This window comes from Hymenobacter ruricola, assembly GCF_015694525.1.
GTDB lineage: Bacteria > Bacteroidota > Bacteroidia > Cytophagales > Hymenobacteraceae > Hymenobacter > Hymenobacter ruricola.
Genome location: NZ_JADQDM010000003.1, coordinates 145782 through 167432, shown reverse-complemented (window position 1 = coordinate 167432; position 21651 = coordinate 145782). Strand labels below are relative to the sequence as shown.

9 protein-coding genes are annotated in these 21651 nt (G+C 65.4%); 5 read left to right on the top strand and 4 right to left on the bottom strand.

All coding sequences use genetic code 11. The annotated features are described in order from the left end of the window. Positions 1-152 precede the first annotated feature (152 nt). The 5 genes from I2H31_RS08685 (at position 153) to I2H31_RS08665 (ending at position 9896) form a co-directional block, all read left to right on the top strand. Entirely contained in the window at positions 153-689 is a 537-nt protein-coding gene (locus I2H31_RS08685; RefSeq protein WP_196292635.1) for a phage tail protein, read from the top strand. 33 nt (positions 690-722) lie between these two features. Beyond that, on the top strand, positions 723-1262 hold the full coding sequence (locus tag I2H31_RS08680) for a phage tail protein (protein WP_196292634.1): 540 nt from the start codon (positions 723-725) through the stop codon (positions 1260-1262). 43 nt (positions 1263-1305) lie between these two features. Beyond that, a complete protein-coding gene (locus I2H31_RS08675; protein WP_196292633.1) occupies positions 1306-1839 on the top strand; it encodes a phage tail protein in 534 nt (177 codons plus the stop codon). Positions 1840-2226: 387 nt separating this feature from the next. Then, entirely contained in the window at positions 2227-9429 is a 7203-nt protein-coding gene (locus tag I2H31_RS08670; protein WP_196292632.1) for a putative Ig domain-containing protein, read from the top strand. Positions 9430-9632: 203 nt separating this feature from the next. After that, complete coding sequence (locus I2H31_RS08665) at positions 9633-9896, top strand: hypothetical protein (protein ID WP_196292631.1); 264 nt, start codon at positions 9633-9635, stop codon at positions 9894-9896. Positions 9897-10320: 424 nt separating this feature from the next. Here the strand turns inward: I2H31_RS08665 and I2H31_RS08660 are convergent, their stop codons facing one another. The 4 genes from I2H31_RS08660 to I2H31_RS08645 form a co-directional block, all read right to left on the bottom strand. Beyond that, the gene (locus I2H31_RS08660; RefSeq protein ID WP_196292630.1) at positions 10321-13524 is read right to left on the bottom strand and encodes a fibronectin type III domain-containing protein; all 3204 of its coding nucleotides are present in this window, start codon (positions 13522-13524) and stop codon (positions 10321-10323) included. Between the two features lie 499 nt (positions 13525-14023). Beyond that, positions 14024-15679 (bottom strand): glycoside hydrolase family 28 protein, encoded by a 1656-nt coding sequence (locus tag I2H31_RS08655; protein ID WP_196292629.1) that lies wholly within the window; start codon positions 15677-15679, stop codon positions 14024-14026. Between the two features lie 136 nt (positions 15680-15815). Continuing rightward, positions 15816-17960 carry a hypothetical protein gene (locus tag I2H31_RS08650; RefSeq protein ID WP_230687604.1) on the bottom strand — a complete coding sequence of 715 codons (2145 nt, stop codon included), beginning with the start codon at positions 17958-17960 and terminating at the stop codon, positions 15816-15818. 12 nt (positions 17961-17972) lie between these two features. Next, on the bottom strand, positions 17973-21500 hold the full coding sequence (locus I2H31_RS08645) for a DUF4450 domain-containing protein (protein ID WP_196292628.1): 3528 nt from the start codon (positions 21498-21500) through the stop codon (positions 17973-17975). Between the last annotated feature and the right edge of the window lie 151 nt (positions 21501-21651).

Below are 21651 nucleotides of genomic sequence, written 5' to 3'. Positions count from 1 at the left end.
GCTCGCCAAGCCATGCCGCAACCCACCACCTACCGCAAGCTGTGGGAGCCGGCCACTGCTCCTTTTTCCTGATTAGTACCACTGCTTTGTTACGGGCCGGCGCGGTTGCGAGGGCTTGCTTTTTTCACCTTCACCTTTTTCTCGTTCACTCTATGGAACCATTACTCGGAGAAATCCGCGCTGTCGCTTTTTCCTTCGCTCCGCGGGGCTGGGCCATCTGCGACGGTTCGCTGATACAAATCCGCTCGAACACAGCCCTGTTCTCGATTCTCGGCACGCAGTACGGCGGCAACGGCACGACGACCTTCGCCCTGCCCGACTTGCGCGGCCGCGTCATCGTGGACGCGGGCGCTGGCGCTGGGCTGACCTCTTACACGCCGGGTGAAATGACTGGCATAGAGTCGGTGACGCTGCAGCAGCCGGAGATGCCGGCCCACACCCACACCCTCAGCGCTTCGGTAAACGTCAATTCCCAACCGGGCAACGCTGCCTCGCCCAGCGGAAACTACCTCAGCGACACCGTGGACCCGCAGTACGGGGCCACCGCCAGCACCAAGACCATGGCCGCCGGCTCGGTGAAAGGCTCGGGCGGCATCGTGGGGGGCAATCAGCCCCACGAAAACCGTCAGCCCTTCCTGGCCATGTATTACGTCATTGCCCTGCAGGGTGTCTTCCCGCAGCGTTCCTAACCGTCCGTTCTCCCCCTCATTCGATTTTCAACCATGGAACCTTACCTCGGAGAAATCCGCATTTTCGGCGGCACATTCGCCCCCGTTGGCTGGCTGTTCTGCAACGGCAGCCTGCTGTCCATCAGCGAGTACGACGCGCTGTATGCCCTCATCGGCACCACCTACGGCGGCGACGGGCAAACCACCTTTGCCGTGCCCAACATGGCCAGCCGCGTGGCCGTTGGCCAGGGCCAGGGGCCCGGCCTGTCGAGCTACGTCATTGGGCAGATGCAGGGCACGGAGACGGTGACGCTCACCAGCAACCAGCTGCCGGTGCACCAGCACCCGTTCAGCGGCACGGTCAACGTCATCAGCGGCGCCACCACCCCCGTAACCGACCCCACCAACGCCTTCTTCGCGGACAAGGGCGCGTTGGCTTATATCAACACCTCTGGCGCAGATGCGCTGGCGCCCACGTCCCTCACCGGTCAGATGACGCCCGCTGGCGGCTCGCAGCCGCACTCCAACCTGCAGCCCCTCACGGCCATCTATTACATCATCTGCACCTCGGGCATTTACCCGACGCAGCCATAGGCGCCGCTTTTCTTCTCCCTTTTCATTTTCTTTCCTCACTTATATGGACGCATTCGTTGGCGAAATCCGCCTCATGAGCTTCCCCTTCGCGCCGAAAGGCTGGGCCTATTGCCAAGGCCAGACACTGCCCATTAACCAGAACCAGGCGCTGTTTTCGCTGCTGGGCACCACCTACGGCGGCGACGGCGTCACGACGTTCCGCCTGCCCGACCTGCGCGGCCGCCTTATCACGGGGGTAGGCGCGATGCCCGGTGGCTCGACCTACAGCTGGGGCCAGATTGGCGGCTCGGAAACCGTGACGCTTACGCAGGCGCAGATGCCGGCGCACGGCCACGGCTACCAGGGCACCATTCAGACGGGCACCGCCGCGGAGTATGCCGAAGCCAGCCAGGCGTTTCCGGCCCAGGGCACCGCGACGCAGTTTGCCACGGGCACGCCCAATGCGTCTTTCGGCGCCAATGCCCTGCCGAACACGACCTCCTCGGTGGGCGGCAACCAGCCCCACGACAACCGCCAGCCGCTGATTGCCATGAACTACGCCATTGCCCTGCAGGGCTACTTCCCCTCGCGCGGCTAACGGCCGCCGCCCGCTTTTCCACAACCGCGCTGGCAGTCGGGGCAGGTCGCCTGCCGGGCTGCCAGCGCGGTTTGTTTGCCAAGTACTTATCTCCATGCACGCGGCTGCCTTCATCCGACGAAACCGAACAGCTGATGCAGGCCCCCGCGGCCGTGCGGGCATTCACCTTTCTCTGGCGTGTCCCGGCCGCCGTGCTGCAGGTGCCGGCTCCCGGTTTCTCTACTATATGCTGGCTTTTACCGAAGGCCACTTCACCGGCCCGCAGCTAGTGGCGCTGGGCATACGGGCTGGCGAGATTATGGAAGCCTTTCCCATAATGGTTCATACTAAATTGCTGTAGAATAACGCTTCACGCTTAAATTTGCTTTTTCAATTAATTTTAAACTTATGAAGACATCCATACTTTGGGTCTTTCTGTTCCTGTTGGCCTTTGGCGCCAGGGCACAGCAGTTGAACGTCACGCTGGGCCAGGAAAACTTTGAAGGGTCAGCCACTGGCTACACGGCCAATACCATCACCGGCACCAGCTCGTACTTCCAGAAGGCCACCACTGCCACGCCAACCAGTCAATACGCCAACTTTCCGTTGGCACTGGGCAACCAGCAGGGCACCAACTTCTGGGCGGCGGAGGCGGTGCGTGGCACCAGTGACGGAGCGGCCGTCGGGCCTGCCGGCGTGTTAACGCTGAATGGGATAAACACCACCGGCTACAAAAACCTGGAAATAACCATCGCCCTGGCCGCTCCGAAGAGCGGGCCTGGCGCCGTGGCCCCAGGAAACCGGCCTTTCGAAGCGGATGACCAACTGTTGGTTCAGTACTCATTTGATAATACGAATTTTACCACCCTGGCCACCTTCAGGGGCAACACTGCATTCAATGGCACCCGGGGTGACTTGAGCCTGAATGGCACTACTGCCACGGCAGATGTTGTAGACAGTAATTTTAAGGAATTCACCTTTGGCGTACCCGCTACCGGCAGCTCGCTGTACGTGCGCGTGGTGGTGGATGAGCACGGGGCCAGCGAGGAAATAGCCTTCGACAACATCCGGGTGATAGGCGACGAGGACAACGTCGCCAAGCCGGTATTGGCTCTGAGTACAACCGAAACCAACACCCCCCTCAGCTACACCGAAGGCGACCCGGACACGCAGATTACCAGCAGCATCGCGGTAAGCCATAGCGGGACCAACACCACCCTGTCAAGCGCCACGGTGGCCATCCAATCGGGCGGCTACGTAGCGGGTCAGGACCTGCTGGCCTTCTCCCCTCAGAACGGCATCTCAATTCAGTCCAACGCCAACGGCACGCTCGTGCTGACGGGCACGGCGGCGCTAGGTGCCTACCAAGCGGCGTTGCGCTCGGTTACTTACCGAAACAGCAATAACTCCACGGCTACCGGAGGGGCGCGTATCGTTGCTTTCACGGTGAATGATGGCACTTCCAACAGCAACACCGTCACGCGCACCATCAACGTAACGACCACGCTCAATGCGGCGGCGGGGCTGCCCTACACCGAAGACTTCGAATTGGATGGCGAAGGGACCCGCTACACCGCCAACACCTTTGCCGTGGCGGCCTCCAGCACGGGCTTTTTCCGGGCCACGGCCAGCCCGCCCGTGGGCCCCGGCAACGTGACGCCCACCAACTCCACCTTCGCTAACTACAACGGCACCGGCTACTGGTTTGGCGAAGGCACCAATGGCCCGGGCAGCCCCGCCTCCCCGGTGGCCGCCGTGCAGTTGGCCCCGGTAAATGCCGCCGGCTATGTGAACTTGCGCTTTACCCTGCGCATGGGCCAGGGCCAGGGTTCGCTGAGCAGCCCTTGGGCCAACACGGACTTCGTGAAGCTGTACTACCGGGTCAACGGCGGCACCTGGGTGCTGTTTGGGGCGTTCTACGGCAACAACGCCACCAATGAGCTGCGCCAGGACACCAACTTGGACGGCGTGGCCGAAACGACCAGCCCCCGGCTTACGTCGACCCTGCAGGACATCCTCTTTACCAACATACCCAACAGCGCCGCCGTGGCCAATCTGGACTTCAAGGTTGAGCAGAGCAGCATCGGCACCAAGGAGCTGGCTTTCGACTACATTCGCATCACCGGCACGCAGCAAACCACGGTGAACTCCATCGTGCGGGCCAACGCCAACCCCACCAACGCCGCCACGGTAAACTACACGGTGACCTTCGGGGCACCGGTGACGGGCCTGACGGCGGCCAACTTCTCGCTAACCACTACGGGCACGGTGAGCACGGCTTCGGTGGGTACGCCGGTAGCAGGCGCGGGCAACACCTGGACGGTGCCGGTGAACACGGGCACGGGCAGCGGCAGCCTGACGTTGAACCTGGCCAACGACACCAACCTCTCGGCGGACATCACGACGACGCTGCCGTTTGCGGGCGAAACCTATACCATTGACAAGACGGGCCCGGTGGTGACCAGCGTGGCTGTGCCGGCCAATGGCAGCTACCGCGCCACGCAGGTGCTGAGCTTCACGGTCAACTTTTCGGAGGCCGTCACGGTGACGGGCACCCCGCAGCTGGCCCTGACCATTGGCTCGACTGCCCGGCAGGCCGTCTACGCCTCAGGCTCGGGCAGCACAGCGCTGGTTTTCAGCTACACCGTGCAGAACGGCGAGGTGGACACGGACGGCATCGCGCTGGGCGCCCTGACCCTGAACGGCGGCACGCTGCGCGACGCCATCGGCAACGACGCCACCCTCACGCTCAACAACGTGCCCTCGACGGCCGGCATCCTGGTGGATGCCGTGGCCCCGACGGTGGTGAGCAGCGTGCGCCAGAACCCGGTCACGGCCACCACCGGCGCCACCTCGCTCACCTTCCGCGTGACGTTCAGCGAAGCGGTGACGGGGGTAACGACTGGCAGCTTCACCTTCGTGACGACCACCGGCAGCACCACCGGCAGCGTTGCCAGCGTGGCGGCCGTGAGCGGCAGCAACGGCACGCAGTACGACGTGACGGTGAACGGCGTGAACGGCAACGGCACCGTGCGCCTCGACGTGAAGAGCAGCGGCTCGGGCATCGGCGACGCGGCGGGTAATGGCCTGAGCGGCGGCTTCACCGGCGGCCAAACCTATACCGTCAGCCAGAGCGTAACGGTCGCCTCGGTCACGCGCCTGACGCCTTCGCCCACGGCCACGACCCAGGTGAGCTACCAGGTGGTGTTCTCGGGCAGCGTGAGCGGCGTTACCGTCAACAACTTCTCGGTCACGAGCAACACCGGCGCCAGCATCAGCAGCGTCTCGGGCTCAGGCACGACCTACACGGCGGTAGTCAACACGGGCACGGGCGACGGCACCCTGACGCTGAACGTGGCCAACAGCACGGGCATTACGCCCACGGTGTCGAACGTGCCCTACACGGCCGGCGAAACCTACACCATCACCAAGAGCTTCGCGGCGGCGCCCACGCTGCGCATCCAGGCGGCGGGCAGCGCCAGCGGCAACGGCGACGTGACGGCCTTCGTGGACGTGGTGCAGGTGCTGCAAAGCGGCACGAGCACGGTGGTGGCCAACGGCTTGCAAAACGGCAGCTTCGAAACCAACAACGTGCCGGCCAACGGCTTCCGGAAGGCGACCGACGCCACGCCCGTGGTGGCCGCGCCCTGGGCCTTCACCGGCACGGCCGGCGTGGCGCGCTACGGCAGCGCCTTCGACTCCCAAGTCCCGGGCCGACCCCAGCCCCTGCCGCCCAACGGCGACGCGGTGGCCCTGATACAGAGCGCTGGCGACAACAACGCCAGCCTCTCGCAGAACCTAGCCGTGCCTACGGGCAGCTACCAGGTGAACTTCCAGACGGCTCAGCGCTACTACACCGCAGTCGACCAGCGGCTGAACGTGTTCGTCAACGACGTGTTCGTGGGCAGCATTCAGCCCAATCAAACCCCGACGTACGAGCCCTTCACCTCGGCTTCGTTCAACGTGTTTGCCCCGACCCTGACGGCCACCGTGAGCACCACCTCGGCCAGCCCCACCAGCACCGCGCCCATTCCCTTCGCGGTGAGCTTCACGGCGGGCGGCAACCCGCAGAGCGTGGGCACCACCTTCACGGCCGCGGACGTGACGGTATCGGGCGGTACGCTCAATGCAGCCAGCTTCAGCGGCAGCGGCGCAGGCCCCTACACCTTCACCGTGACGCCCAGCGGTTTCGGCCTCGTATCGGTGAGCCTGGCCGCCAACGTGGCCCAGGACGCCAACAACACCGGCAACTCGCTCAGCAACATCGTGAGCGTGCAGTTCCAGGCCGCGACCATCACGGTGAGCCCGGCTACCCTGACCAACGGCACGCGGGGCACGGCCTACAACCAGGCCATTACGGCCTTGGGCGGCACGGCTCCCTATACCTACGCCATCACGGGCGGCGCATTGCCGGCTGGACTTATCTTGACGAACGGCACGATTGCGGGCACGCCCGCGGCGAGTGGCTCGTTCACCTTCACCGTGACGGCGACCGACAACTCGGCGGCTCCGGGCCCCTACAGCGGCTCGCGCACCTACACGCTCAGCATTGCAGCTCCCGCCATTACGCTCACCCCGGCTACGCTGCCGGCGGGCACGGTGGCGGCCACTTACAACCAAACAATTACGGCCTCGGGCGGCACGGCTCCGTACACCTACGCCATTACGGCGGGGGCGCTGCCGGCGGGCCTGACCTTGACTTCGGCCGGCGTGCTCTCGGGTACGCCTACGGCGGGTGGCTCGTTCACCTTTACACTCACGGCCACTGATGCCTCACCCGGTTTCAGCGGCGGCCCCTACAGCGGCTCGCAGACGTACACGCTGACCATCGTGGCTCCGACCATTGCGGTGTCGCCGGCTACGTTGCCTAGCGGCACGCGGGGCGCGACCTACAACCAGACCATTACGGCCTTGGGCGGCACGGCTCCCTACACCTACGCCATCACGGGCGGCGCGTTGCCGGCAGGCCTGACGCTGTCGGCGGCCGGGGTGCTCTCGGGCACGCCCGCTGCGAGCGGCTCGTTCACCTTCATGGTGACGGCAACCGATGCCTCGACCGGCGCAGGCCCTTACACTGGCTCGCGCAGCTACACGCTGACTATTGCGGCTCCCGCCATCGCCCTGAGCCCGACCACGCTGCCGGCTGGCACGGTGGCAGTGGTCTACAACCAGGCCCTCACGGCTTCGGGTGGCACGGCTCCGTACACCTACGCCGTCACGGCGGGGGCGCTGCCGGCGGGCCTGACCTTGTCTTCGGCCGGCGTGCTCTCGGGTACGCCCACAGCGGGCGGCTCGTTCGTCTTCACGGTGACGGCCACCGATGCTTCGACCAGCGCCAGCGGCGGCCCCTACAACGGCTCGCTCAGCTACACGCTCACCATTGCGGCCCCGACCATCGCCGTGAGCCCGCCTACGCTGCCGAATGGCACGCAGGGCACGGTTTACAACCAGGTCCTCACGGCTTCGGGTGGCACGGCTCCCTACACTTTCGCCATCATGGGCGGCGCCTTGCCGGCGGGCCTGACGCTGTCGGCGGCCGGGGTGCTCTCGGGCACGCCTACGGTGAACGGCCCGTACACCTTTACGGTGACGGCAACCGATGCCTCGACTGGCGCGGGCCCTTACACTGGCTCGCGCAGCTACACGCTCAGCATCGCGGCCCCGGTTGTAACGGTGGTGACCTGGACGGGCAACACCAACACTAGTTGGTTTGATGCCAGCAACTGGACGCCCAACCAGGTGCCGAATGCCACCATTGATGCCGTCATCCCGACCTCGCCCACCGGCAACCGCTTCCCGACTATTGCGGTCAATACCTCGCAGGCCAACGCTCGCAACGTGAGTATCGCCGCTGGGGCCTCTCTGACGATGAGCGGCAACACGCTCACGCTGGCTGCCAACCTGACCAACAATGGGAGTTTCAGCGGCTTCGCGGGCCCCAACGGCGGCACACTCGCGCTGGGCGGCAGCGCCCCGGCCCTGCTCAACGGTGGCGGCGTGAACCGCTTCTGGAACCTGACGGTGGGCGCCAACGGCGCGCAGCTGAACAACCCGAACGTCACCTCGGTGCGGCGCGTGCTCACGCTCAACGGCAACTTCGCCACCACCGGCAACCCCTTCACTTTGATATCGGATGCGGCGGGTACGGCCCTGGTGGTGAACAACGGCGGGGCCGTGGTGACCGGCAATGCCACGGTGCAGCGCTACATCGACCCGAGTCAGAACCCCAACGCGGGCTACCGCCACGTGTCGGCGCCCATCGCCAACGCCACGGTGGCGAGCCTGACGACGAGCGGCTTCACGCCCGTGGTGAACCCGGATTACAATACGGTAGGCAACACCGTGACGCCCTTCCCGACGGTGTTCGGCTACGACCAGGCCCGCCTGGCTACCGCTCCCACCCCCCTGAGCACGTTCGACAAGGGCTGGTACTCGCCCGCCGCGCTGGGTGCCCCCCTCGCCGTAGGCCAGGGCTACACCGTGAACCTGGCGGCTAACCAGACCTGGAACTTTGTGGGCGCGCTCAACAACGGCCCCGTGACGCAGACGCTGGCCCGCAACGCCGGGGCCACGGCCGCCGACGCAGGGCTACACCTGGTGGGCAACCCCTACCCCGCGCCCCTGGACTGGAGCCAGGTGGGCGCCACCGACCGCCCCAACGTGGACGGCGTCATGTACGTTTTCACCAGCGACGACCCGACCAACCCGTACGCCGGCACCTACCGCTTCTACCAAGTAAACCCTAGCGGCGACTTTGGCAACGTGAGCCCGGTGCTGCCGTTGGGCAAGGCCTTCTTCGTGCGCGTGACCCCGGGCCAGACCAGCGGCACGCTCACCTTCAAGAATAGCCACCGCGTGACCGATTACGCCAACCCCATCCCCGTCTTCCAGCGCACGGCCGACGCCCGCCCGGCCGCGCACCTGACCCTGCGCGCCGCCGCCGGCAGCGCCCCGGCCGACGACGCCTTCGTCTACTTTGACGGCGGCGCCACCGACGGCTTCGACGCCGCGTACGACGCCGAGAAGCTGGCCAACCCCTCGGGGCTGAACCTGAGCAGCAGCCTCTCGGCCGCCCAGCGCCTGTGCGTCAACGGCCTGGCCCCGCTCACCGCCGCGCAGCGCGTGGTACCGCTGGCCGTGGGCGTGCCCGTGGCCGGCACCTACACCCTGGCCGCCGCCGAGCTGCGGAACCTGGGCAGCACCCCCACCTACCTGCGCGACTTGCAGACGGGGGCGGTGATTGACCTGGCCCAGCAGCCCAGCTATTCGTTCACGGTCAGCAACGCCTCGGCCCTGCTGACCACCCGCTTCGAATTGGTGTTCTCGCCGCAGGCCGTGCTGGCCACGGCCCCGGCCGCGCTCGCCGCCCAGGTGGGCCTGTATCCCAACCCGGCCAGCACGGCCGTGTTTGTGGAACTGCCCGCCGTGCTGGGCCGCAAAGCCGTGACGGCGGGCCTAGTGGATGCCCTGGGCCGCGTGGTGCTCACGCAGGTGCTGCCGGCCGGTCTGGCCACCCACACGCTGCCGCTGACCAATCTGGCCACGGGCGTGTACTCGCTGCGCCTGCAAACCGACGCCGGAGTCATTGTGAAGAAGCTGGTCGTGGAATAACAGCTTTTTCATAAAGTACAAAAGCCCCGGCTGCGCGAGCAGTCGGGGCTTTTGTATGTAAAGGCATATTCATTCCGCACTTACTTACCGGAACAAAGGCCCGCCGGGCCCGGCGAACGCGCCGATGGGCTCGTGCTAGTCTGGCGCGGCCTGTCTAGGTGCCTTGTCCCACGGTTTCAGAGCCGGCAAAATCATCGGACGCCATGGCAGCGAAATCGGGACTCGCGGCGCTGGCCTTGATATTGGTTTATTTGACCTGCGTCACCGCGTTTAGAGCCATTTTCGCAGCAGGGCAATGCCGAACCCGTTGCGGTATGGAAGCGTTAGGTTCACCGTCAGTGAGCTTTGGGTTCTCAGGCCATCAACTGCAGGATTCCTTCCAACTGCTGGCTCAATATGCCCCGATGAGTTCATGCACGCTGGCATGCCATCCCGCAGTGGTTAAAGCCGGTTTTCGCCATTTCTAAACGATAAATGCAAAGAACTGACAGCCGGCAAGGGCATGCACGCAGTACGTTGAAGGCACTGTTTTTTGCGTCTGCACACATCGGTTGTCATGCGTCGCTTATCGATGAAATAGTGAGTCAGTGCGCGCCATCATCCGGGTAGCGGTATGCCCGAAATATGCTCTCAAGCATAAACCCAACCTGCTGCGCCAGCCCGCTTGCATTTGGAGAATACTCGCCACGTGGCCACCCAATTTATTAGCTGCGAAAGCAACCCTATTTGCGGCTGCATCAGGCCATCGCATTACAAAGCCTATGCAATAGACTCATCCAGTGCCCGCAGGCACAGGTGGGATTGACGGATAAAATCAGAGCCTGCACGCGCACAAAAGAGGGCCGCCCTGGTTGGGGCGGCCCTCTTTAGTTAACTCCTTGAGAAGTTGGGCTATTCCAGCACTACCTTCTGGGTGTACACTTCGGCACCGGCCTGCACGCGCAGGGTGTAGATGCCAGCGGCCAGGCCGCGGGTGCTGAGCAGGTGCTCGGCCGTGTTGGCCGGCAACGCCTGCGACCGCACCGACTGCCCCAGCGAGTTCAGCAGCGTGGCCTGGCTGGCCCCGATGCCGCTGAGCTTGAGCGTGAGCTGGCCGGTATTGCTCGGGTTCGGAAACACGCTCAGGGCGCTGCTGTTGGTTTGGGCGCGGGCGGCCAGCACGTTGGTGGCCGCAATGGTGAAGCTGCCCGTGGCATCGGAGCTGCTGAAGCCGCTCACGGCTACGTAGTAGCGCGTGCCCGCCGTGAGGCCGGTCACGGCCACGGGGCTGGCAAAGCCCGTGTTGCTGGCCCCGCTGCCCTGGCAAAACACCTGCGTGAACGGCCCGGCCGAGCAGCTCGGCGAGCTGTAGACGCGCACCGTGCCGGCGGCCGCGCCGGTGAGGGTGAACGTGGAAGTGGTGGCGCTGGCCGTGAAGGCAAACCACACGTCCTTGGGGATGGCACCGCCCGCGCAGGCCGGCAGGAAAATGCTGGCCTGGCTGCCGGTGGTGGCGCCCACGTTGGAGGCCGTGAGGGGGGCAGTGGTCAGCGACAGGGCGCCGCAGGGCTCGTCGTTGGCCGGGGCCGTGAGGGTGGTGGTGAAGCAGGTGGGGCCGGTGGTGGTGCTGCTGCCGTTGAAGCCACTGCACACCTGCTGCACGTAGAAGCAGTAGTTGGTGCTGGCCGTCAGGCCGGTGATGATAACCGGCTGGGCAGTGGCCGTGACGGTGGTGCTGTTCGTGCCGCCCGGCACGAAACCGCTGGGGCCGTAGGTTACCAGGAAGGTGCTGCCGGTGGCCGCCGGGACGGTCCAAGTCAGGGACGCGGTGGTGTTGGTGGGTGCGGCCGCGAGGCCGGTGGGCGCCGGGCAGTTGGGCACCGGCGACGCGCAGATGCTGAAGGTGCCGAGCGTGCCGGAGGTGCTGTACTCATTCACCCGGATGTAGTAGGTGGTGCTGGGCGAAAGCGCGGTCAGGTCGAGGACCGGGGCGGCCTGGTTGGACGCCGTGCCCACGCAGGACAGGTAGGTGAGCGGCCCGGTGCAGGCCGTGCCCGAGTAGGCCCGCACCACGCTGGCCGCGCCCCCGGTTACGGTGATGCGCACCTGCGTGCTGGTGGGGCCCGTTGCATCGGTGGTGAACTTAAACCACACGTCGTGCGGCGCCGAGATGGAACCGCAGCCGGTGCCCTGCCCCCCGGTGGCGTACACCGAAGAGGGCGTCTGGGTGGCCCCGAAGGTGGTGGTGTTGAGGGGCGTGCACACGTTGTTAATCGTGAGGGTGGTGGCGCCGCAGGGCTCGTCGTTCACAATCTGGGTGGTAAACGAAACCGGGCCGGCCGTGCCCGAGTTGGAGGTCGCCGAGCAGTTCTGCGTCACGTAGAACTGGTAGGTGGTGCCCGGCGTGAGGTTCGTGAGCGTGGTGGTGGCGGTGGTGAGGCCGCTGACCGTGGTGCCGCCCGTGGCGGGGTTGAAGCCCGTGGGGCCGTACACCACCGTGTAGGTACCGGTGCCGCCCGCCAGCCACGAGAGCGTGGCGCTCGTGGGCGTGATGGCCGAAGCCGTGAGGGCAGCGGGCGTGAGGCAGCCCGTGGCCGATTCCAGCACGATGTTATCGAGGCCGATATCATTGCTCAGGTAGTCGCCGCGGCCGCGGAAGCGAATCACGGCCGTGGCCGAGGTGCTGCTGATGGACACCGCCTGCGGCACGAAGCCCGCACCCGTCACGCCAAAGCCCACCAGGCGGCTGAAGGTGACGCCGCCGTCGTTGGAAAGCTGCACCACCAGCGAGTCGGTCCCGGCCGAGTTGTTGATGTCAAACGTCAGGCGCTTGGCGCCGGCCGGGCTCAGGTTCACGTACAAATCGAGCGTGCCCATGATGCCGGCCATCGTGTAGCCGCTGTGGAAGCGCGCCGAACGGGAGCCCTGGCTGGCCACCGGCGTGTAGAGGTAGGAAGTCGGCGCGCTCCAGTTGGCCGAGGTGGGGTCGTCGTCGCGGCGCCAGGAGTTGTTGCCCGTGGCCGGCGAGTTGCGCCAGAACGCACTCGGGGCGTCGCGGGTGCTGCACACGTCCAGCCAGGTGTTTTCAAAGCTTTCAATCACAGGCAGCGTCGCGTAGCTGGGCGCCGTCGAGGAAATGGTCACCGCCGTCGAGTTGGCCGACTGCGCCGTGGCGCTGCAGGTCACGCGGGCGCGGTAGAGGGTGGTGCTCGTTTGGCCGGCCACGGTGTAGGTGGGGTTGGTGGCGCCCGCAATGTCGGTGTAGCTGGTGCCGCCGTTGGTGGAGGCCTGCCACTGGTAAGCCAGGCCGCCGTCGGTGGAGGTGCCGGTGAGCGAGATTACAATGCCGGCCGCCGCGCAGGTGTTGGTGGCCGTGGCCGTGGCCGTGCCGGCGGTGGGCGCGCTGTTGCACACCGGGTTCACCGAAATGCCCATCACGTTCAGCACGCCGGCGGTGGAGGTTTTGTTGAAGGTGACGCTTTGCACCAGTTTGGCCAGGTTGGCCGGGGCCAGCGTGAACTTGAACTCGTACAGGCGCGGGTCGGTGGTGTTGTTGGTGATGGTGTTGTCGGCGGTGCTCACCCGGCCAATGCCGGCAATGGCTGCGCCGCTGCCCCCAAACCAGTCGCTCACCGAAATGGACGAGAATATCTGCGAAGTGCCGTCGGTGAAGGTCACCGTCACGCCCACCGTGCTAATGGCGCTGCCCGACGAGGCCAGCACGTACACGTCGCCGGCCGTGCGGGGCGTGGTCAGCGTGAGGGTGCCCGTGGTCGCCGTGGCAATGCGCAACGAGTTGTTGGCGGTGTAAGAAGCCAACTGAAAGCTCAGCCCGGGCGTGTTGGTGCTGTTGATGAGGCCCGACGCGGGCAGGCCCACCGTGGCCGAAGCGCCGGCGGGGTTGGTGTAGCCCAGCGTCATGAGGGCGTACGACACGCCATCAAAGTCCGCCGTGGTGCGGGCCGAGGCGGCGCCCGTGCCGTCGGCCACCACGTCGGCGGTGTAGCCGGTCACGGCCACGGGCACCGGGGCCGCGTGGGCAGCGCCCACCAGAAATGCGCCTAAGCCCAGTGCTCGCAGCAAGGGTCGGCAGGTTCGCGTAAACAGGTTCTTCATAGGAAAAATGACTGATTGTTGTTTTTCCAAATGTATGCCTAAACGAGCCAGTTAATACCCTGATTCAGATGATTTTTACGCAATAAACTGTAAGTGAATTTTTAGTGAATATTTACATTATTACCAGCAAAAACCCTGTTTGCTTTGGCTGTCAGCGGATTCCATTCTCTTCGCTGGCATAGTTGTCAAATCCAAGGCTTATCTATTGCATTATTAGCAAAAGTTGGAATGCAACAAAAGCTGCTAACACGAGCTGACATTGCAGGGCCTGGCAGCGAGAATCGGCATTCCTTTACCAGTTTGCCCCTTACAAAAGAGAGGCATCTTCTCGTAAGCAAGCATTTCACTTGATAAACGATTCATCTGGAAAGGCCCGAAGCCAGAAAGCCGCCCTGATATGCTTTCGTACTTTAACGGCGAAAACTGTACAAATTACCACAAGAACAACCAGCCCAATCAGGTGGATTGAACCGGTCACGTCACCGCTTTCAGCCGGCGCCTATTTTCTGGGTAGCGTGACGACCTTCTTGCTGGTGCCGGCACCTAGCTCCAGCGCCTGCCTGGCTTTGGTGGCATCGGTGTTGGTCAGGGTGATGCTTTTGGCCTTTTCGGGGCCCGACACGCGCAGGAGCACCGCGGCGCCCGGCGCGTAGCGGATGCCGTCCAGCGCGATGTTGCGGCTGTTGTGCACCTCCATCACGGGGTCGGTTTGGGTGGAAAGCAGGGCCACGTTTTTGAGGCTGATGCGGTCGGCTTCGATGCAGATGAGGCCCTGTTCGCTGCGCAGCACCGCGTTTTTGATGCCAATGTCCTGAATGGCCATTTCGGGCAACCCGCGCACCATGATGCCGGTTTTGGCGCCGTTGCAGGTGACGTCCGAGATGTAGATTTTGCGGAACTGCGGCGTGCTTTCGTCCACCGGCTTGGGCGGCGAGGCGGGGCGCTCCTTCGAGCCGGGCACCTGCGGGCTGGGGTCGCGTATCATGTAGTACATGTCGAAGAGCAGGGCCTCGTTGAGGATGTCCTTCATGGTGACGTGGTCGATGAAAATGTTCTCGACCACCCCGCCCCGGCCGCGCGTGGTTTTGAAGCGCAGGCCGATATCGGTGCCGATAAAGGTGAGGTTGGTCGCGTAAATGTTGCGGGCACCGCCCGACATCTCGGAGCCAATCACGAAGCCGCCGTGGGCGCGGTACACGGTGGTGTTGCGGATGAGGAAGTTTTCGGTGGGCACGCCGCGCTGGCGGCCTTGCTCGTTGCGGCCGGATTTGATGCAGATGCCGTCGTCGCCGGCCGTGAAGGAGCAGCCCTCCACGAGGCCGTTGCGGCAGGATTCCAGGTCCAGGGCGTCGGTGTTGGGGCTGTAGGGCGGGTTGATGACGCGCACGTCGCGCACGATGACGTCGTCGCTCAGCAGCGGGTGCACCGTCCAGGCCGGCGAGTTCTGAAAGGTGACGCCCTCAATCAGCAGGCGCCGGCAGCCGTCGAGCACCAGGAAATCGGGCCGCAGGTAGTCCTTGATGTCCTCAAAATCGGCGATGTTCGGCTTTTCCGGGGTCAGCACGCCGGCTTCCTTCACGGTGGTGCCTTTCAGGGCCTGGGCCGTGGGGTACCAGCGGTCCTGCTTCTCGTTGAGGGCGCCGCCCGAGGCCACCAGCTTTTTCCAGTCGCTTTCGGGGGTGCGGCCCTTCTGCACCATCCACCAGGCTTCGCCAGCGCCGTCGAGGATGCCGCGGCCTGTGATGGCCACGTTCTCCAGGTTTTTACCATACACGAGCGGCTGGTTGCGCACGGCGGCCAGGCCTTCCCAGTTGGTTTTTATCAGCTTGTAGTCGGCCATGCGCTCGCTGAACTGCACCAGCGCGCCGGTGGCCACGTGCAGGTTCACGTTGCTTTGCAACTCGATGGGGCCGGTGCGCCACTGGCCGGGCGGCACCAGCACCACGCCCCCGCCCTTGCTGGCGCAGGCCGCAATGGCTTGCTGGAAGGCAGCCGTGTTGGTGGTTTGGCCATCGCCGACGGCGCCGTATCTGGCAATGGAAAAGGTGTCGGCCCGGAAAGCCGTGGTTTTCACGGGCGGCAGGGCAGCGGGCGTCTGGGCGCAGGTCGCGTGGCCCAGGCAGGCCGCCAGGCTAAGGAGGAAGGCAGTTTTCATAGGATGCAAAGAACGTCACGGCGAAACGTCATGTCGAGCTTGTCGAGACATCTCGCGTGGAGCAGTATTCATTGATTAGTGGTGGCACGCGAGATGTCTCGACAAGCTCGACATGACCGGCGAGTTGTGCCGCGGGCTACGGCATTTTCTGCAAGCCTTCCCACTTCACTTTCCAGTTTTTGGGGATGCCGGGGGTGGCTTCCGGGCAGCCGTCGTAGCCGGCGCACATGAGGGCCACGGCCGCGAGCAGGCCGCCGTTGCCGGGCAGGTAGAGGGGCAGGCGGCCTTCCTGGTAGTTGTGGCCGTTGGGGAGGTAGGTGTTGGTTTGCACCTTCATGAGCAGGGCGTCTACGGCCTTGTCGGGCAAGCCGAGGCGGGTAGCCGTCATGGACGTCATCGGGAAGTCCCAGCCCCAGGTTTTGTCCCAGCTCCAGTCGCGCCACACCAGGTCGAAGGTGCGGCGCATGGTAGCGGCGTCCTGCTGGCCGGTGGCGGGCATCATGCCTAGCGCGGCCAACACCGAGGGGTGGTCAGTCTTGAACTCGGGGTTGGTGTAAGAATCCGGGGCGCTTTCGGTGGCTAAGTACACGCCGTTGGCTTGGGGCAATTTCGAGAGCTTGGCCAGCACCTCGTCCCATTTGGCGCTGCGGGGCTGGCCCTGGCGCTCGCGCCACTGCTGGGCCGTTTGCAGGGCCCAGTGCCAGTACACCAACTCAAAAGTCGGGTTAAACGTCTCCTCGGCCTTGAACCGCTCCTGGGCCGGAATCACGCCTTTGCCCAGGATGTACCGGCCCTTGTCCTGCTCATAAAACGGAAACGAGGCCATGAATTCGGCCGTCTGGCTCACCCGCTCCTGGTACAGTTTCAGGGTGGCGGCGTTGGGGTGGGCGCGGTAGGCTTCTTCGGCGAAATAAATGGTGTGCGGCTGCTGCCACAGCAAAAACGCGCCGACCGACGAAGGGCCTTCCTCGCCCCAGGGGTCGGTCATTTTCTGCCAGCGCCAGCCGGCGTAGCCCTGCCGCTGGGCAATGCCGCGGGCCACGGCCTGCACGTCGGGCCGGGCGTACCAGGTGAGGCTGCGTTCCAGGATTTCGGGGCGGCCCCAGAGAGCAAAATGCGCCGCGTGCCACCAGTGCATTTCCAGGTGCGGGCGGCCGTACCAGCTGTTGAGCAGCAGCCCGGTTTCCTGCGGGGGCTGCGAGCCGGCGTTGTGCAGGCGGGTGAGGTACTGCGAGAGCACCACGCGGCGCTCCAGCTCCCGGGCGCGCGGGTCGGGCGTGCCGCCGAAATCGACGGCGCCGCCGCTGCGCCAAAAGGCGGCCCACTGCTGGCGGCTATTGGCCAGCGTGGCGGCGAAGGTGGGCGCGGCAGCCGCCGCTTTTGGGGGCGCAAACCGGCAGCCTAGCTCCAGCGTGGCGCTTTGGCGGCCGGGGGTGAGGATGAACTCGTGGGGCCGGCCGGCGGCCAGCGTGGCCGGCTGGGCCCAGCTCAGGGCCACCACGTAGCGGCTGGTGTCGAGCTGGTGAGTGAGCAGGGCGCGGCCGGCTTGCTGCTCCGCGATGGCCGACTGGTGCGCCTCGGCGTGGCTGTAGTCCACGGCCATGTCGGCCCAGCCGGCGGTGGGAAACGGGAAGCGCAGGGCCACTTTCAGCCGGCCCGCTTTCAGCAGCTCCGAGGTCACTTTGGCGGCCACGGCGTCCTGCGCCTGGTGCCCTACGGTCACTACATCCACCGCCGTCCCCTCCACCGTGAAGTGGCTCTGGATTTCGCCCGTCCAGGGGTTCAGCTCCTGGCGAATGTTTTTGATGTCTTGAACGCCCGCCGGCTGGCCGTTTTTCTTCAGAATGACGAAGCCCAGGTTGCCCAGCTGCAAGCGATGCGGGTTGGCCCGGAAGTAGTCGCCCGATTCCTTGTTGCCGGGCGTTTTCACCTGCACCGCGTAGCTCACCGGGCGGCCGTTGAGGGTGTAGGTGCGCAGGCTCTGGTCAAATTTGTAGCCTTCTTTATTGGGGAAGCGGTGCCAGCCCCACTCCGCCTCCGTGCCCAGCGGCAGGCCTTTCTCGTAGTGCAGCGGGAAGGTTTGGAGACCCGTAAAATCCACGGTAAAAGCAAACCGGCCGTTGCCGACGGAGAGCGAATTGAGCGAGTCGGTGTTGGTGACGACGACTTTGTGGCGCTCCACCACCGCCTGCCGGTTGATGGGTCCCGACTGCGCAACCGCAGGCCCGGGCCCCACGGCCAGGAGAATGCCAAAAACGATAATGCCAACCACTGTTTTCATAGAGAAGAAGCGTTAATTGCGAGCCAGCGTCACGCTCATCAACCCAATCACCACGTCGTTGGCCAGGGCGCGCAGGGTGAGGCTTTTGAGCTTTTTGGCGGGGTTCAGGGGCAGTTCCAGCACGGTGGCCGCGCCGCCGTCGATGGCGCGGGTGCTGAAGCCCTTGATGCCGGTGTACTGGGTGAAATCGCGGGTCATCAGGCCGGTTTTGAGGTGGACGCGCAAAGGCTTGGGGGCGCCGGTCTGGAAGGCGAAGCCGTCGTTGGCGTAGTCCTGCTCGATGGGCCACCAGTTGTCGGGGTTGCGCAGGGGCAGCGCGGCGGTGCTGCCGTCGGCGTAGGTCACCAGCACCTCGCCGTTGGCGAGCTGGCTTTGCATGGGGTTAGTGGAGCCGGCCAGCAGCAGCACGGCGCGACTGGCCCGGCCGGCGAGCGGCACGGTGGCGTGGTCGGCGTAATTATCCCACTGCGACACAAACAGAATGTTCTTTTCATCGGCTGCGCCGGGCGTGCGCAGGGGCACGCCGGTGGGCAGCCTGATTTCGTTTTTTGGGCCAGCCAACCCGCGCAGGCCGCTGTCGTCGATGGTGGCCTGCGTGAGCGGGTAGCACCAGTTGCCGATGCCCTGGGTGGGCAGCTGCAAAGCAGGAGTTGTGGGCCGGGGCGTGAGGTAGCGGTTTTGAAAAATGCGCGTCACCTGGTCGTTGAAGTAGCGGCTCAGGTCCACGGTTTCCCACTTGGTGGCCGCCGTTGCCGGGGCTGCTGCGGTCGCGTTGACGGGCCGGGCCACGTTCAGGTTCAGCGGCTCCCACCACATCAGGTCGCCCTGCTGCAGCTGCACGAATGCCGTGCGCGCGCCGGGCTCCCCTCCTACCGCGGCCGTCAGCTCATGGGCTGAGTTTTTCACCTGCCCGAGCACCTGCTGCGGGTCGAAAACCCGGGCAATGGTGGCGTGCGGAAAACTCAGCGCCAAGGCTTCCCCGGTAGCGTAGGCCGCCTTGGTTGCGGCCGCATCGGGCGCGGCGCCCTGCCACTGGATTTCAACCACGTATTTCGCCGCCGGCTCGCTGTCGATTTCAATAACCGGCCGCCCCACGGCGGTTTCCACATTGCGCCACGGCGCGGGCCGCCCGTTCACCGCCACCGACTGCACCGCCGCAGCGCGGGCCAGCACCTGCAACTGTAGCTTCAGCGACTGGCCAAAGGCTGGCGTGATGGTGTAGGAATCGCGCGCGTCTTTTCGCTTGAAATCAAAGGCGATGTCGGGCACGGTGAGGGCGGCTTCGTTCCAGGCGGCCGGCAAGCCCGGGCGAATGCGCAGGGTGCCGTGCAAGGCATCGGGCACGATGCCGAACAGGCCCTCCACCAGCGAGCGGGCCGCCACGCCGATGGGGTCGGCAAAGTCGCGGTACAGCTCGCCGCGGTTGGCGTCGTAGAAGGAAATCTGCTGAAAATTGCCGGGGCTGCTGCCCAGATACATGCTTTCCAGCAAGGCGCTCTTCCAGAGCAGAAAAGCCTCTTCGGGGCGGCCGGCCTGCCAGTTGGCCAGCGTGGCGTGCAGGTTTTCGGCCAGCACCACGTTGTTCAGGGACCAGTCGTAGGGCTGCCAGTTGCTGGTCGACAATAAGTAGTAGCCCGCATCAGGCAGGCCGGCGGCGCGCACCGAAATGTGCGGCAGCCCGGCGTCGACGTAGCGCAGCGCCTGGTAGGACTGAAAAGCGTCGGGCACTTCCGAATCAAGAGCGTGGTACACCGTCCAGAGGCCGGCGGCGGGATGCAGGCTTTTCAGGCCCAGGGCATCCTGATATTCGGCATACCAGCCCCGGGCCGGCATCCACAGCCGGGCGTTCAGGGCCTGCTGGATTCTGGCGGCTTCCTGGCGGTAGGGCTCGGGGCTTTCGCCGATGAGCCGGGCCAGCTCGGCTGCTTTTTGGTTGGCGAAGTAGTTGTAGGCCGACGAGTGCGTGACCGCGCCGCCGCTGTACTGCAGCGCATCGGAAGCCCAAATGGCGGCGTAGGCGTCATAGAGGCCGTCGCCGTCGGGGTCGAAGTTGCGCTTTTCCCAGGCCAGGTGGCGCTGCAGCACCGGCCACATCTGCCGGGCAAAGGCCAGGTCGCCGGTCCAGTTGAAGTGGCGCAGCAGCTCGTCGATGAACACGAGGTTCATGTCGTAGTGGTGCGCCCGAAAGTCGCCGCCGGGGTTGCGGCTGATGTAGCCGGCGCTGAACACAGTGGTGCCCAGCTTCTCCAGCTGCCGGGCCAGGTGCAGGGCCGTGTCGGGCACCACGGGGCCCGTGGCCGGGCTGGTGAGCTGCGACGTGGCGTAGCTGCCAAAATGCAGCCGGGCGCGGTCGTGCCAGCCCAGCGGGTCGGCGGCGTAGGGTCCGCGCCAGCCGTTGAGGCGCATGCGCCAGGCCACGGCGCCGTGCAGGTACGAGGGCGCTTCCCAAATGGCATCGGCGGCCACGCTCAGCGCCCCGCCCAGCGTGTTGAGGTAGGGGTCGGGCGTCACCACGTTCACGCGGCCGGCCAGCGCCTGCCGGGCGGCTTCGGCCTGGTTGAAAGCCGCTGGCAAGCCCGCGTAAACCAGTGGAGCAGCCGTCGGGGTTTGCACCGCGAAATAAAGCGCTTCGCCGGCCTTCACAGGCACCGCCCCCGTGAGCACCGGCGCCTCCGAAACCGCCGAGGCAAATAGCTGCTGGGGCGTTTCCTGCTCCTGGGCATTGGCCACGTGCGTGGCGGAAGTGGGCGGCACCACGCCCAGCAGCTTTCTGGCCGGCGCGGCCGGTGCCGAAACTGAAGCGGCAGTTTCTTTGGCGCCGGGCTCGGCGGCGGGGCGGGCCGGCGGCCGGCCGTAGCTGAGCGTGAAGGCGTTCTTGTTTACATCAAACGCATTGCCCTGGCAGTATTCCGGCTTCAGGTAAAAGCTCGATTCCGGGTCGGCGCCGATGTCGCCGTCGCGGCTGAATTTCTTGCCCGTGGCCCCGCCGAACGCCCAGAGCAGCCGCACCTGACGGGCGGGCACGTTCTCGAACTGCGCCCGCACCACCACGCCTTCGGCACCGGCCAGAGCCAGCACTTCCAGGTGCAGCCGACCGGCCCCCAGCAAGGGGTCGGTGATGTCGTAGAGCATGGCGCCGGGGCGGTAGCGGGCTGTGATGTTTTCGGCCTGTATCAGCCACTTGCTTTGGCCATTGGCCAGCAGGCCGAATTTCAGGTTGCCGCCCATGCCGGGCAGGTAGAGCGCAAATTCCGGCAAGTCGCCGGCCTCCACGCGAAAGGCGGTGTTGGTACCATACAGTGCCCGCGTGAACCGCCGGGTGCCGTTACGAATGACAAAATCGGTGCCTTCGGGGTGGTAGCGCAGGGTGCGCGGCTGGTTGTGCCACAGCGGCGCGGCCTGCGCCTGCACTGTGCCAGGGCCCGCCCACGCCTGCAGGGCCACCGCGCAAGCCACGCGCCACGCCACGGCGCGCAGCCAGTGGCCCCAGGCGGGCAGCTGAAGCAGCAGGCGAAACGAAGCGCAACCGGGTGGCGGCATGGGGTGGGAAGGGTGGGAACGGAGCAAAGGAAGCGGCTTCCGCGCCCGGTACCGTCCTGTACTGTGCGGGTTGGCCGGGGCGGAGCGGGTGCGTTGAAAATACTTGTACCCCGAATTTTCAATTCGGCGCGCTGAACTTCGCAAAGCTGCG